The 15,212-nt window shown below is 54.4% G+C and carries 14 protein-coding genes; all 14 read left to right on the top strand.

Translation table 11 applies throughout. From position 1 onward, the window contains the following. The first annotated feature begins 222 nt into the window (after nt 1-222). Nucleotides 223-1,368, top strand: coding sequence for a flagellin (locus NNL38_RS11910; RefSeq protein ID WP_255388250.1), 1,146 nt, complete (start codon nt 223-225; stop codon nt 1,366-1,368). 272 nt (nt 1,369-1,640) lie between these two features. After that, nucleotides 1,641-2,789 (top strand): flagellin, encoded by a 1,149-nt coding sequence (locus NNL38_RS11905; protein ID WP_255388249.1) that lies wholly within the window; start codon nt 1,641-1,643, stop codon nt 2,787-2,789. 63 nt (nt 2,790-2,852) lie between these two features. Beyond that, a complete protein-coding gene (locus NNL38_RS11900; RefSeq protein WP_255388248.1) occupies nt 2,853-3,308 on the top strand; it encodes a flagellar protein FlaG in 456 nt (151 codons plus the stop codon). A gap of 22 nt (nt 3,309-3,330) precedes the next feature. Then, nucleotides 3,331-4,716, top strand: a complete 1,386-nt coding sequence (fliD, locus tag NNL38_RS11895) for a flagellar filament capping protein FliD (protein WP_255388247.1) — start codon at nt 3,331-3,333, stop codon at nt 4,714-4,716. A 23-nt stretch (nt 4,717-4,739) separates the two neighbouring features. Beyond that, nucleotides 4,740-5,024: a flagellar rod protein FlaI gene (locus tag NNL38_RS11890; RefSeq protein WP_255388246.1), complete on the top strand. Its 285-nt coding sequence runs from the start codon at nt 4,740-4,742 to the stop codon at nt 5,022-5,024. A 16-nt stretch (nt 5,025-5,040) separates the two neighbouring features. Further along, a complete protein-coding gene (gene fliS, locus NNL38_RS11885) occupies nt 5,041-5,445 on the top strand; it encodes a flagellar export chaperone FliS (RefSeq protein WP_255390632.1) in 405 nt (134 codons plus the stop codon). 288 nt (nt 5,446-5,733) lie between these two features. Beyond that, nucleotides 5,734-7,191, top strand: a complete 1,458-nt coding sequence (locus NNL38_RS11880) for a sigma-54 dependent transcriptional regulator (protein ID WP_255388245.1) — start codon at nt 5,734-5,736, stop codon at nt 7,189-7,191. Nucleotides 7,192-7,333: 142 nt separating this feature from the next. Further along, complete coding sequence (locus tag NNL38_RS11875; protein WP_255388244.1) at nt 7,334-8,416, top strand: sensor histidine kinase; 1,083 nt, start codon at nt 7,334-7,336, stop codon at nt 8,414-8,416. Beyond that, nucleotides 8,413-9,795, top strand: coding sequence for a sigma-54-dependent transcriptional regulator (locus tag NNL38_RS11870; RefSeq protein ID WP_255388243.1), 1,383 nt, complete (start codon nt 8,413-8,415; stop codon nt 9,793-9,795). Before NNL38_RS11875 ends, NNL38_RS11870 begins: the two co-directional genes overlap by 4 nt. A gap of 140 nt (nt 9,796-9,935) precedes the next feature. Next, nucleotides 9,936-10,247: a flagellar hook-basal body complex protein FliE gene (gene fliE / locus NNL38_RS11865; RefSeq protein WP_255388242.1), complete on the top strand. Its 312-nt coding sequence runs from the start codon at nt 9,936-9,938 to the stop codon at nt 10,245-10,247. A gap of 17 nt (nt 10,248-10,264) precedes the next feature. Then, nucleotides 10,265-12,013 (top strand): flagellar basal-body MS-ring/collar protein FliF, encoded by a 1,749-nt coding sequence (gene fliF / locus NNL38_RS11860; RefSeq protein WP_255388241.1) that lies wholly within the window; start codon nt 10,265-10,267, stop codon nt 12,011-12,013. After that, nucleotides 12,006-13,046 carry a flagellar motor switch protein FliG gene (gene fliG, locus NNL38_RS11855; RefSeq protein WP_255388239.1) on the top strand — a complete coding sequence of 347 codons (1,041 nt, stop codon included), beginning with the start codon at nt 12,006-12,008 and terminating at the stop codon, nt 13,044-13,046. The genes fliF and fliG overlap by 8 nt, the downstream gene beginning before the upstream one ends. 39 nt (nt 13,047-13,085) lie before the next feature. After that, nucleotides 13,086-13,889: a flagellar assembly protein FliH gene (gene fliH / locus NNL38_RS11850; RefSeq protein WP_255388238.1), complete on the top strand. Its 804-nt coding sequence runs from the start codon at nt 13,086-13,088 to the stop codon at nt 13,887-13,889. Then, entirely contained in the window at nt 13,889-15,211 is a 1,323-nt protein-coding gene (gene fliI / locus NNL38_RS11845) for a flagellar protein export ATPase FliI (protein WP_255388237.1), read from the top strand. The genes fliH and fliI overlap by 1 nt, the downstream gene beginning before the upstream one ends. The last annotated feature ends 1 nt before the right edge of the window (nt 15,212 follow it).

Here is a 15,212-nt window from a genome sequence, read left to right as displayed (position 1 = left end):
CTTTCGTAAATACACCGCGACCCGATGGTATAACCTGCTGTTATTAAACGGTTTTATTTTTTGGCATGATGATTGCTTGATAACGGCACTACCATGAATTCTCGGCAAAAATGTTGCCGATATGATTTACAACTTATAGCTGGCCCCGCTTCAAGGTCTTTGTTCCGATTGTTGCGGGTAGGCTGTTTCGCCAACCAAGAGCGAAAGTCAAAGGAGAGCAAAATGGCTGTAACCGTGAACACTAACGTCTCTGCCATGACGGCGCAGCGTTACCTGGGCAAAGCAACAAGTGACCTGAGTACATCGATGGAGCGTCTGTCGACCGGTAGCAAAATCAACAGCGCAAAAGATGATGCGGCGGGTCTGCAGATCTCGAACCGTCTGGTTGCCCAGACGCGTGGCCTGAATGTTGCCATGCGTAACGCCAACGATGGCATTTCAATTGCCCAGACAGCGGAAGGGGCGATGCAAGAATCAACCAGTATCCTGCAGCGGATGCGGGATCTGTCCCTACAGTCTGCCAACGGTGCGAACTCAGATGATGATCGTGTCGCGATCCAGGAAGAAGTGAGCGCCCTGCAGGACGAGCTGAACCGGATTGCTGAAACGACTGCCTTTGGTGGCCGTAAATTACTCAACGGCACTTTCGGTGAAGCGGCGTTCCAGATCGGTGCCGATTCTGGTGAAGCCATCATCATGGGGATTGACAGTGTCCGTGCCGACTACGAGAAAATGGGCGGCAGCCTGATGCAGTCTACGACCCCGATCCAGGCGGATGCAAAACTGAGTGCCGATACCCCGGTTCAGTTTAGTATCACCGATAGCCTGGGGAACGTGACGAATGTTGATGTGACGCTAGTCGAAGGCGATGATATTGAAGAGATCGCGACCCGCATCAATGGCCAGAATGACAAGCTCAATGCATCCGTCGATGAAAAAGGTCAACTGCAGATCTTCTCCGGTGACGGCACGGTGGCCATGACGTCGGGCAGCGTTGTGATGAACAACGAAGACGGCACGCAGACCACCATGGCGATGGGCGCAGCACAAGATGTCACCGTTGCTTCGGTTGATGTGGAAACCGTCGGTGGTGCGCAGCATGCGGTGCCGATCATTGATGCGGCACTGAAATACATCGACAGCCAGCGTGCTGATCTGGGTGCGAAGCAAAACCGCCTGGGTCATACGATCAACAACCTGGCGAATGTCTCCGAGAACGTGTCAGCTTCGAACAGCCGGATCCGCGACACTGACTTTGCCAAGGAAACTACGGAAATGACCAAGAGCCAGATCCTGCAACAGGCGTCGACCTCTATCCTGGCCCAGGCCAAGCAGGTGCCGCAGGCGGCGATGAGCTTGCTGCAGTAAGTTTCTGCGCAGTAGCAGTTATATCTTTCAAAAACGGCAAGGGGCAACCCCTTGCCGTTTTTGTATACCGGGATTTGGGGTTCAGTATCTTGAGCCAACCAAGGGCGCTCTCATTTTCATGCGTGCGATCACATTTCAAAACGGCCACAAAAAAATTCCAAAAAAAGCTTAAAGGTTTTTCAATCCATGCCGTTACAACTCATGAACACAGAATAACAAGGTTTTTCCGGCTGAGCTGGTCAAGCCATGATGAATAGGAAAGGAGAGACACTATGGCAGTTACAGTAAATACGAACGTTTCTGCAATGACCGCTCAGCGTTACCTGGGTCAGGCGACTGACGCGACTGCAAACTCAATGGAGCGCCTGGCAACCGGTAGCAAAATCAACAGTGCGAAAGATGACGCGGCGGGCCTGCAGATCTCGAACCGTTTGATGACCCAGAGCCGTGGTCTGGATGTTGCGGTGCGTAACGCCAATGACGGTATTTCGATGGCGCAGACCGCTGAAGGTTCGATGCAGGAAACCACCAATATCCTGCAACGGATGCGTGACCTGGCCCTGCAATCGGCCAACGGCTCTAACTCTCAGGAAGACCGTGACTCGATTCAGGAAGAAGTCACCGCGCTGAACGATGAGCTGAACCGGATTGCAGAAACGACTTCTTTCGGTGGTACCAAACTGCTGAACGGTACTTTCGGTTCCCGTTCCTTCCAGGTCGGTGCTGACTCGGGTGAAGCGGTTCAGATGAACTTCAACAACATTCGTTCTGACGAAGCGAAAATGGGCGGCAGTATGCTTGTTTCGACCAATGCCGCGACGCCGGACGCCACCCTGGACGCCGATACCTCGATTGAACTGAGCGTGACTGACTCCGCCGGTACTGCCACTGCTGTGAAGGTTGATCTGGTCAAAGGCGATGATATCGAAGAGATTGCTACCCGTATCAATGGTCAGAATGACAAGATCAACGCGTCGGTTTCTGAAAAAGGCGAACTGCAGCTGTTCTCAAATGAAGGGACGGTTGGGGTCACCACTGGTGGTATCGCGATGACTGACAGCAAAGGTGCTGCGGTTGACGCTTCCATTGCCGGTACTGCAGCCAACACCACCGTGTCTGAGATTGACGTGACATCTGTTGGTGGTGCGCAGCAAGCCGTTGCGGTTCTGGACGGCGCGATGAAGTATGTCGATTCAAACCGTGCTGAGCTGGGTGCTTCTCAGAACCGTCTGAACCACACCATCAATAACTTGAACAACGTCAACGAAAATGTGAATGCGTCGAATAGCCGTATCCGTGATACTGACTTTGCGAAAGAAACCACCAACATGACGAAGAACCAAATTCTGCAACAGGCTTCGACGTCTATCTTGGCACAAGCCAAGCAAGCGCCTCAGGCTGCACTGAGCCTGCTGGGCTAATACCCCTGAAAGCGGCAAGGGGCTGCCCCCTTGCCGCTTTCTGCTTTCAGAAGGTGAATGAATATGGATGTCAAATCTGTTTCAACTTCTTCACTTCTCTCCCGTTCTGCCGAGAATGGCACCCATTCTTCTGTTGGCACAAGTATTGCTAATAAATCTAAGAGTCAATCCCCAGAGAGCCCAGCGGCAACAACGACATCCGGTATGCACATCACCGCCAGCAGTGATCATGGCAAGAGTGATGTCCGACGGGTCGAGCAGTCCGCCAATGCAGAGCAGCAGCACCAGCTGCAGAGAGAGCAACTGGAGAAGGTGGTGGCGCGGATTGAAGAGTTTGTTGGAACAACGCTTAATAAAGGCCTGGCATTTCGAATCGATGAAGAGTCGGGTAAAAATGTGGTTACGATTTACGATAAGCGTACCGGAGAGGTCGTTCGCCAAATTCCTGACGAAGAGATGTTGTCACTATCACGACAGCTGGCGCATCATTCGGGAGGTTTGGTAACGACGAAAGTTTGATGCGGTATCAATAGAGGTGGTAATGAATATAGGCGCAGCTGCGACTGCTTCCGGTCTCGACATTAACAGTATGGTGAACAAGATTGTTGAGGCGGAGCGGGCACCGAAAGAAGCGCGTATTAACGAACGCCGCGAGAATGTTGATGTCAGTATCAGCGCCTACGGGAAGCTGAAAGGTACGCTGGATGAAATGAAGTACCTGATGGCGGACTTTCGTCGGAATCATACCTTATCGGCACGGACTGTCTCATCGGATACGCCAGAGGTGCTGACCGCAAGTGCATCGCACGAAGCGCTGCCGGGCAAGTACAGTGTCAAAGTCGAACAACTGGCCCGGGCGCACAAAATTGTCTCCGGAAGCTTTGACGATACAGAAAAGATGGGGGCCGGCAAACTGGCGATCTCGCTTGGAGCGAGCTCATTTAACGTCGAGATCCCGGAAGATGAAAGTAAGATTCTGGACGTGGTTCGACTGATCAACCGCCACCCCTCAAATAACGGGGTGATGGCTTCAGTGATCAAAGATGATGTCGGTGCGCGCCTGGTGTTGTCGTCGGATAAAAGCGGCGAGCAAAATAGTATTAAGGTTCGGGTCGATGCCCCGGTGGCCAGTACGCTGCAAAAGTTTGGCTTCAACCCCAATAACGAGATTAACTCGATGCGGGAGATGCAGGCTGCGACGGATGCCAAAGTGGTGATTGACGGGCTGGCTGTGGTGACCAGCGACACCAATACCATCGAAGATGCGATTAAAGGGGTGGACTTAAATCTCCAGGCGCTGGCGAAGGACGATGAAAATGGTCAGCTGCAGGACAAACCTGTGATTGTTGATGTGGCCTATGATCGCAATGCTGTTGGTGGTGCGATTGAGCAGTTCGTCAATGCATACAACCAGTTTTATGCGACATCCCAGGAACTGGCTAAATTTGATCCGGAAACTCAGGAAAAAGGCCCGCTGGTTGGCGATAGCATCATTCGCAGCGTCGACAATCAGCTGCGTGCGGCGTTCTCGACTCCGGTGGAAGGGGCGCCGGAGAGCCTCAGGACTTTGAGTGAGCTGGGGATCACCACCACGATGCAGGGCCAGCTAGAAATTGACTATGACATGCTCGATCGTCAGTTGGCGCAGAACTTTGCTGATGTCGGTGAGTTTTTCTCCAGCCGGGAAGGATTCGCCCGCAAGGTGGAAGATTTGATCCACGCCCACACCGGGATCACCGGCAGCATCAAAGGGCGGCAGGACAGTCTGAACGAGCAGCGGATGTCGCTTAATAGTGAGCAAGAAAAGCTGGATCGCCGGATGGATAGTGTGCAAAAACGGGTTCACGACCAATTTACGGCGATGGATAAGGCAATGGGGGAAATGAAAGGACAGCTCAGCTCGATGATGAGTATGCTGCCGTCCTGATTTCCGGATGAATGAGGTTATCCATGCAGCAATTACAACAGCTTGACGAACAATTAGAAGCACTGCTGGCAACGGATGATGATGTGGATGCCGGCCAGCTGGCACAATTGCTGCAACATCGTAATCAGCTATTACAACAACTCATGGCAGCGCCCGAGCACTTGGATCACAATGAATGGCGGGCTGCCGTAGAACGCACGTCGGGTTTACTTGACCGGATTCGCCGACATCGGGAGCGATCGGCAGGTCAGCTAAAGCGACTACAGCACGGGCAACGCTCGATGCAGGTTTACAATACATTTCGGTAAGGTTAGAAAAATGGCAATGAGAGGATCGCTACAGGCTTACAAACGTGTCTCTGTCGACAGTCAGTTAACTTCGGCATCACCCCACCGCGTGATTTCGATGCTGATGTCTGGGGCCATTGAGCGCCTGATCCAGGGCAAAGCAGCCATGGTGCAGGGTAATGTTGCCACTAAGGGCGAACGCTTGGGCAAGGCACTGGATATCGTGATCAGTTTACGGAGCTGTCTGTCGATGGAAGATGGCGCAGAGATCGCCGTGAATCTGGACGCACTGTATGACTATATGATCCAGCAGATCTACAAGGCCAATCAGGAAAACCTGGGTGAGCCCATCGATGAAGTGATCGAGATGCTGCGCGAAATTAAATCGGCCTGGGATCAAATCCCGGCAGAGTATCACAACATGACGCAGCTCGACGTCTAGGACAGCTGCAATTCCACAAGGGGATTGGTGATTGACTGTACGCCTGCTTAGTCAAAATAACGCCACCAATGCCCCGATCCACACATTCCTTTGTACTGGGGTCACAGCTTTTGCGTGTCCCCGGTTGCCTTATCCTGTGCTTTTATTACAATGGTCGGCAATACTTTTGGTTGCTGTTCCTCAGTAATATCAAACAGAATGAAGATCGGTTGAGCTCGACTGATCCTTTCGTTTGGTATAAAAGCCATAGAATAGAAGAATCCTATAAAGGCAGGCAATATCTCTCCTATGCAAGGTTTAGCAAAAACCCTCGTTATTGATGACGACCGGCAGCACCGTCATGACTTAAGTGTGATCCTGAATTTTGTCGGTGAGCAGTACGAAGCTGTGTCGACTGGTGAGGTGGATAACTCGCTTTGGGAAAAGGAATGGGGTGCCTGTTTACTGGGAAAAGTAAATAATGGGAAATCCCTGAAAAAGATTTTGGATGATCTCAGGATCCATAATCATATTCCTATCATTGCATTATCATGCCATGCTGAAGAGCTGGCGGGATTACCTAATTATGTAGGTGAGCTCGAGCTGCCGTTGTATTACGGACAGCTCTCGGATGCGTTGCGCCATTGCCAGGAATTCCTGGGTAAGCGCGCCTTTCAGGTGCCGCAGCTTGGACGGAAAAACACTTTATTCCGGAGCATGGTTGGCCGCAGTGAGGCGATCAGCCAGGTTCGTCATCTGATCGAACAGGTCTCCTCAACGGATGCCAGTGTGCTGATCCTCGGTGAATCCGGTACCGGAAAAGAGGTGGTGGCGCGAAATGTTCACTACCATTCCTCTCGTGGCCAAGGGCCGTTTGTGCCGGTGAATTGTGGCGCTATCCCGCCGGAGTTGCTGGAAAGCGAACTGTTCGGCCATGAGAAAGGTGCGTTTACCGGGGCGATCTCGGCCCGCAAAGGGCGTTTTGAGCTGGCTGAAGGCGGCACCCTGTTCCTCGATGAAATTGGTGATATGCCGATGCCGATGCAGGTGAAACTCCTGCGGGTGTTGCAGGAACGCTGCTTTGAGCGGGTCGGCGGCAACGACACCATCAAGGTTAACGTTCGGATCATTGCAGCGACACACCGTAATCTCGACGAGATGATCCAGAGCAACACATTCCGGGAAGATCTCTACTATCGCCTGAATGTGTTTCCGATCGAAATGCCGGCCTTGCGCGAGCGTATTGGCGACATTCCGTTGCTGCTGCAAGAATTGCTGGCGCGGTTGGAGGCTGAAGGGGCGAAGCAGATCCATTTCACGCCGCGGGCGATCACGTCGCTGATGGAGCATGACTGGCCGGGGAATGTTCGTGAGCTGGCCAATCTGGTCGAGCGGTTGATCATCCTCTATCCGGGTGAAATGGTGGATGTGAATCATCTGCCGATGAAGTACCGCTATAATGATCTGCCTGAATTTCAGCCGGAGGATCACTCCCTGTCGACTGAAGATCAGGAGCGAGCAGCGCTGGCCGATATGTTTGCCGCCAGCTCTGATGAGCTGGAAGAGCATACCGGGATGAGCGATCTGCCGCCGGAAGGGGTCAACCTGAAAGAAATGCTGGCAGAGCTGGAAGTCGATATGATCCGCCAGGCCCTGGAGGCACAATCCGGGGTGGTGGCGCGGGCGGCTGATATGCTGGGTATGCGCCGGACCACGCTGGTCGAAAAAATGCGCAAGTACGGCCTGAATAAAGACGATCTCCGCTAACCCCTCTCTCTATCACAGGTGGTGTCACTTTTCTGACACCACCTGTTTTCTTTTCTTTTGCCCAACCCATTGATAACATGAAATTTATTTTGGCATAAAACATGCTTGTTTGGTGTTTTAATGCGATTTTATCAGGGAACTCATGGCTGACAATGCGCCACCATCTGAAACGCTCACCCAACAGGTAAGCCGGTATCAACAGGTGTTAGATGTGATGCCGTCCGGCGTCATTTTTCTGGACTCGACCGGGGTCGTTGATGAGGCGAACCCGGAAGCCCGGCGGTTGCTTGGTGAGCCGCTGGTCGGAGAGCGGTGGTTTGCCGTCATTCAAAGGGCGTTTGCGCCGCAGGAAGATGACGGCCATGAGGTGTCTTTGCGCAGCGGGCGTAAGGTTAAGCTGGCGATTTCTGCCACGGATAGCGGCCAGCTGATTTTTATTACTGATATGACAGAAACCCGGCTGCTGCAATCGCGACTCAGTGAAATGCAACGGTTATCTTCACTTGGTAAAATGGTCGCTTCCCTGGCACACCAGGTGCGCACGCCATTGTCGAGTGCCTTGCTGTATGCCGCCAATTTATCGGCGCCGAATCTCAATCAGCAGACTCGACAGCGATTTCAGACCAAATTAGTTGATCGCCTGCATGATCTGGAAAAGCAGGTTAATGATATGCTCTTATTTGCAAAGGGGGGCGACAACAAGGTCGTGGCAACCTTTACCCTCGAGAGCCTGCTCAATGAACTTGATAATATGGTTGAAGCGCAGGTGGTGACGAATCAGGTGGACTTCAGCATTGACTGTGACGATGAAAGTCTGACTTTGCTCGGCAATGCTAATGCGCTTGCCAGCGCGCTGGGGAATTTGATCACCAATGCGATTCAGATGTCGGGTAAGCAATGCCGGGTCGCGCTGCAGTGCCGCCAGCAGGGGGACATGGTCCGGATATCTGTGACGGATAACGGGCCGGGGATTGCGCCCGAGATGCAACCGAAAATCCTGGAGCCTTTCTTTACCACGCGCCAACAGGGAACCGGGCTAGGGCTGGCTGTGGTCCAGATGGTGGCTACAGCCCACAAAGGGCAGCTGTCGCTGGCGTCTGAGCTTGGCCAGGGAGCCTGTTTTACCCTGACCCTGCCTCTGGCAGGTCATTCGGCGTCGATCCCGGAGACGACGAATACTATTTCACAACAATCACCACAACAATCAATTGGAGAGTTGAGATGAATCAAAGCCGTGTATTGGTCGTCGAAGATGATGAAGGGCTGCGTGAAGCCTTGGTCGATACCCTCGCACTGGCCGGTTACCAATGGCTGGAAGCGGACAGCGCTGAGCAGGCGTTGCTGTTGTTGAAATCCGAGCCGGTTGATATTGTGGTGTCCGATGTGCAGATGGCCGGCATGGATGGCCTGGGTCTGCTGCGCAGCATCAAACAGCACTGGCCGAAGCTGCCGGTGTTGCTGATGACCGCCTATGCCAATATTGAAGATGCGGTCTCGGCGATGAAAGATGGGGCCATTGATTATATGGCTAAGCCCTTTGCCCCGGAAGTGCTGTTGAATATGGTCAGCCGTTACGCACCGGTAAAAAGTGAATCGAGCCATGCAATTGCTGAAGATGAAAAGTCGAAGAAATTGCTGGCGCTGGCGGAGAAAGTGGCGAAAACCGATGCTAGCGTGATGGTGCTGGGGCCGAGCGGTTCTGGCAAAGAGGTGATGTCGCGGTATATCCACGAGCATTCGCAGCGCCGGGACGGCCCGTTCGTTGCGATTAACTGTGCGGCGATCCCGGATAACATGTTGGAAGCAACCCTGTTTGGCTATGAAAAAGGTGCCTTTACCGGCGCGGTTCAGGCCTGCCCGGGAAAATTTGAGCAGGCGCAGGACGGCACCATCTTGCTGGATGAGATCAGTGAAATGGATTTAAACCTTCAGGCCAAGCTGCTGCGGGTGCTGCAGGAGCGGGAAGTCGAACGGCTCGGCAGTCGCAAGAGTATCAAGCTCAATGTCCGGGTGCTGGCCACCAGTAACCGGGATCTGAAACAATATGTGGCAGAAGGGCATTTCCGGGAAGATCTGTATTACCGTCTCAATGTTTTTCCGCTAGTATGGCCGGCGCTGGCGGAGCGGATCGGTGATATCGCACCGTTGGCCAGTTATCTGACCGAGCGCCACTGTATGAAGCAGGGCTTGCCGGTGCCGGGGTTGAGCCCAGCAGCAGTACAAAAATTGCAACAGTACCGCTGGCCGGGCAATGTGCGTGAGCTGGATAATGTGATCCAGCGGGCCCTGATCCTGGCCGATGGTCATAGTATTGAAAGTGAACATATTTTGTTAGAAGGTTTGGACTGGCTCGATGCACAAAGCCTACAAACCGCGGTAGAATCGACGGCTGTGGTGCCAACGGTCGAGCCGCTTCAGATCCCGGGCGGTGCCGAAGGTCTGGGCAGCGAGCTGCGCGAGCAGGAGTTTGCGATTATCCTGGATACCATTCGCGCCTGTGAAGGCCGCCGCAAAGACGTGGCTGAAAAGCTCGGGATCAGCCCGCGCACTTTACGTTATAAATTGGCGAAAATGCGCGATGCTGGAATCGAGATCCCAGTTTAACTAAAAACCGTCCTGGTGCTGTTCTTTCAGCGGAAGCTGGCGTTAAGCTTGTTTTTATGGCTAGGCAAAACGAATTCAAACGAATAAAATCCGTCACTTGCTATCAAGGGTGACACTTTTTTGACTGTACGGGGAATACCATGAAAGTTAACGGATTTCAGGCAGAAATGCAGGCGATGAAACTGGAAGCCCAGAATTCATCGCGTCCGGCAACCGGTCAGCAGGTCAGTGCCGACTTCGGCGCAGTGCTGGGTGATGCGATTAAAACCGTCAATAACCTGCAGTCAGCATCCGGTGAGCTGGCAACACGTTTCGATCAGGGTGACCGCAGTGTGTCGCTGTCTGATGTCATGATTGCCCGAAATAAGTCCAGTGTTGCTTTCGAAGCAACGGTCCAGGTGCGTAACAAGCTCGTGGACGCATATAAGCAACTCATGAATATGCCGGTTTAATCTCAGGAACATAGTTAGTGTCGGAATCATCTACCAACAACGAACTGGCTGTTGCCGGGAATGCGCCGCCACCGGCGGTGACTGAGCCGGAGCCTGAGCTGCAAAACCCCGATACCGAGGAAAAAAGCGCCGCACGAGTTGATAGTTTGCTGGGGAACCTGGATCTGTTACGCCAGGTGATCCTGGTGCTGTCGATCGCCATTTGTGTTGCGTTAATTGTCCTGGTCGTGGCTTGGATCAAAGAGCCAGAAATGCGTCCGCTCGGTACCTTTGAAACTGAAGAGTTGATCCCGATTTTGGATCACTTTGATCAGAAGAAGATTGAATATACCCTCGACGGCAATACTGTCCGCGTTCCGGCCGATACGTTTTCCTCGATCAAGCTGGAGATGACCCGTGCCGGTCTGAATAATAGCGTCGCCGAAGGCGATGAGATCCTGCTGCAGGATATGGGCTTCGGGGTGTCGCAGCGTCTTGAACGCGAGCGTCTGAAGTTGAGCCGTGAGCGTCAGTTGGCCCGGGCGATTGAGCAGATCCGACAGGTGCGCAAGGCACAGGTGCTTTTGGCGATGCCCAAGCAAAGTGTGTTTGTCCGTCATAACCAGGAAGCTTCGGCGTCGGTCTTTCTGACCCTGGGCACCAACGCTAGCCTGCGCCAGGAAGAAGTTGACTCGATTGTCGATATGGTGGCGACAGCCGTACCCGGCCTGAAGCCGACCCGGGTCACGGTTACCGATCAACACGGGCGCCTGCTGAGTTCCGGTACCGAAGACCCGAGTGCGGCCGCGCAACGGAAAGAGTATGAGCTCGAGCGAAAACAAGAGCAGGCGCTGCGGGAGAAGATCGATGCGATCCTGATCCCAGTGCTGGGCCTTGGCAACTATACCTCGCAGGTGGATGTGTCGCTGGATTTCAGTGCGGTAGAAGAGACCCGCAAACAATACGATCCAACGACGCCTTCAACCCGGAGTGAATACACCCTCGAAGATTACAACAACGGTAATGTGGTGGCAGGGATCCCTGGTGCGTTGAGCAACCAGCCGCCGGCAGATTCATCAATCCCGCAGGATATTGCCGAGATGCAGGCTGGTAAAGGTTCGAACAATGGTTCGGTGCATCGGGAGTCGACCCGGAATTTTGAGCTTGATACCACCATCCGTCACAAGCGGGCGCAAACCGGAGTCGTCAGTCGCCAGACGGTTTCCGTCGCGATTGATTACAAGCAAGTGACCAATCCGGAAACCGGCGAAATTACCCGGGTGCCGGTCAGTGAAGCTGAGCTGGCAAAGATTGCCCGGTTACTCAAAGGCGGGGTGGGTTTTTCCGATCGGCGTGGCGATATGCTGGAAGTGATTTCCGTCCCGTTTGCGATGCCGGAAGAGCAGGTGGTACCGGACCTGCCGATATGGGAACATCCGAATTTCAATACCTGGATCCGCTGGCTGGCCGCTGCACTGGTGATTGTGGTGGTGGTCCTGGTTCTGGTTCGCCCGGCCATGCGCAAGCTGCTGTATCCGAATCAGGCTCAGGACGGGACGCCGTTGGATGAAAATGGCATGCCAATCAGTCAGCTGGGCGAAGACGGTGTGGATCTGATCGGTTCTGAGCTGGACGGCGCTGAAGTGCTGGAGCTGAGCAGCAGTACCCTGGATCTGCCAAACCTGCATAAAGATGAAGATTTGCTGAAAGCCGTCCGGGCCTTGGTGGCTAATGAGCCGGATTTGGCCGCGCAAGTGGTGAAAAGTTGGGTAAGCGAAGATGGCTAACGAAGTCGCAACAACCGAAGAGAAGAAATTTGATGTCTCGTCCCTGACCGGGGCCGACAAGGCGGCGATCCTCTTGCTGAGTCTCAGCGAGCAGGATGCCGCCAGTATTATTCGCCATCTCGAGCCGAAACAGGTTCAGCGGGTGGGGGGCGTGATGGCCTCCATGGCTGATCTGAGCCAGGATAAAGTTTCTGCGGTCCATCGACATTTTCTCGAAGATATCCAGAAATACACCAGCATCGGGATGGGCAGTGAAGACTTCGTCCGCAATACCCTGGTCGCGGCGCTGGGCGAAGACAAGGCCAACAACCTGGTTGATCAGATCCTGATGGGCAGCGGGTCCCGTGGTCTGGATTCGTTGAAATGGATGGATCCGCGTCAGGTGGCCAGTATTATTCTCAACGAACACCCGCAGATCCAGACCATCGTCTTGTCGTATCTCGAGCCGGAGCAATCGGCTGAGATCTTGGCCCAGTTCCCGGAGCGGACCCGGTTGGATCTGATGATGCGGATCGCCAACCTGGAAGAAGTCCAGCCGGCTGCCTTGCATGAGCTGAATGACATCATGGAGAAACAGTTTGCCGGTCAGGCGGGTGCCCAGGCCGCGAAGATTGGCGGCCTGAAGGCGGCGGCGGAGATCATGAACTACCTCGACAATAATGTCGAAGGCTTGTTGATGGAGCAAATCCGTGAAACCGATGAAGATATGGCGACCCAGATTGACGATCTGATGTTTGTCTTCGATAACCTGGCCGAGGTTGATGATCGCGGGATCCAGACTCTGCTGCGCGATGTACCGCAAGATCTGCTGCAACAGGCCCTCAAAGGTGCCGATGACGTGCTGCGCGACAAGATCCTGCGCAATATGTCTAAGCGTGCTGCTGAAATGCTGCAGGACGATCTCGAAGCGATGGGACCCATTCGGGTCTCCGATGTGGAAGCGGCACAGAAAGAAATTCTGTCGATTGCCCGACGCTTGTCTGATGCCGGTGAACTGATGTTGACCGGAGGCGGCGCGGATGAATTCCTCTAATCACGGGATGGTGCTGCGGCATTGTCGGAAGGATGAGCTATGAGCATTGATCGCCGCCGGGGTTTTTTACGCGTCTCAGATCACCAGGCCCAGGAGCTTGAGCGCTGGGCGTACCCTGATTATGCCGATGAGCCGCAGGGCCCGAATGATAATGCCCTGAACTACGATCCCCAGTGGCCGCCGGAGCCTGAAGAAGAAGCTGAAGAGCAAGGCCCCCCCCCTCTGACGGCTGCTGATCTGGAAGAGATCCGCCACTCCGCCTATGAAGAGGGGCTAGCGGAAGGGCGCGAAGCCGGCCATGCCGAAGGGCTGCAGGCCGGTCACGAAGCGGGCCTGGAAGCCGGTCGGCAAGAAGGGCTCGAGCAAGGGTTGGCGCAAGGCCTGGAACAGGGGCAGGCACAGATCACCGAACAGGTCACCCATTTGACGGCGTTGATTGAAAAGCTGGCGACCCCGTTGCAGCAGGTCGATGCCGAAGTTGAAAACCAGATGGTCTCACTGGTGGCCAGCCTTACCCGCGAGCTGATACGAATTGAAGTACAGACTAATCCGCAGGTGATTTTAAATACCATCCGTGAAGTGGTGGGAGCGCTGCCGATTGCCGGGCGGCAAACCCAGATCAACCTGCACCCGGACGATCTGGCGGTGGTCAAAGAAGCCTATGGTGAAGAGAACCTCTCCGAGCGGCAATGGAGCCTCCAGGCTGAGCCTTCTCTCAACCGCGGCGATCTCCAGGTTGTTGCTGGTAATTCCAGTGTCGACTACCTGCTCGAGGATCGGATCCGCCACTTACTACAACAATTCCAGGGTACCAATAGCCAGCACAAAGCCGGGGGCCAGTAATGACGGCAACCTTGGCTGAACGTCTGGGCCGATACAAAACCGAGAACCTGGCCAGCCGTCCGGTTGCTTCGGGCCGCCTGGTGCGGGTAGTTGGCTTGACATTGGAAGCTGTTGGCTGCCGCGCCCCGGTTGGTAGCCTGTGCCGGGTGGAAACCCTCAACGGCGATATCGAAGCTGAAGTGGTCGGTTTTTCCGGCGAGACTCTCTTTCTGATGCCCAGTGAACAACTAAACGGGATCATGCCCGGTGCCAAAGTCACGCCTGTATTGCAAAACAGCGGCCTGCCGGTCGGGCCGGAACTACTGGGCCGGGTGATCGACGGGGTTGGTAACCCCCTGGATGGGCTTGGCGAGATTTATACCGCCGATCGCGCGGCGTTTAATGCCGAGCCGATCAACCCGTTATCACGAAAGCCGATTAAAGAGCCGCTGGATGTCGGCCTCAAAGCTATCAATGGTCTGCTGACCGTCGGCAAAGGACAGCGAATTGGCCTGTTTGCCGGCTCCGGGGTTGGTAAATCGGTCACGCTGGGAATGATGACCCGGGGCACGACCGCGCAAGTAGTGGTGGTGGGCCTGATTGGTGAGCGGGGCCGCGAGGTGAAAGAGTTCATCGATGAAATCCTCGGTGAAGAAGGCCGTCAGCGTTCGGTGGTGGTGGCAGCCCCGGCTGATGCTTCACCGCTGATGCGGCTCAAAGGTTGCCAGACTGCGCTGACGATTGCTGAGTATTTTCGCGATCAGGGCTTGGATGTCTTACTGCTGATGGATTCGCTGACCCGCTTTGCCCAGGCGCAGCGTGAGATCGCCCTGTCGGTCGGTGAGCCACCGGCGACCAAGGGCTATCCGCCATCGGTGTTTGCCAAATTGCCGGCGCTGGTCGAGCGGGCCGGAAACGGTGGCGAGCACCAGGGATCGATCACCGCCTTTTTCACCGTGCTGACCGAAGGGGATGATCTGCAGGACCCGATTGCCGATGCGTCACGGGCAATTCTCGATGGCCATATCGTCCTGTCGCGGGAGATGGCCGATGCCGGTCATTATCCGGCGATTGATGTCGAGCGTTCGGTGAGCCGAGTGATGCCGGCGATTGTCAGCGAAGAACATATGCTGATGGCCAAAGCCGTGCGTCAGATCCTGTCGATTTGTCGCAAGAACCAGGATCTGGTGTCGATTGGTGCGTATAAGCCAGGCACGGATCAGAGTATCGATCAGGCCTTCAGTTACAAACCAAAACTCGATGCCTACCTGCAGCAGTCGATGAAAGAGTCGGTGCCTTATGAGATGTGTGTCAACATGCTCCGCTCGACGCTGGGCGGTTGAG

The organism is Photobacterium atrarenae (genome assembly GCF_024380015.1).
In the GTDB taxonomy this organism is placed as follows: Bacteria; Pseudomonadota; Gammaproteobacteria; order Enterobacterales; family Vibrionaceae; genus Photobacterium; species Photobacterium atrarenae.
This window is presented reverse-complemented; position numbering and strand designations above follow the sequence as displayed.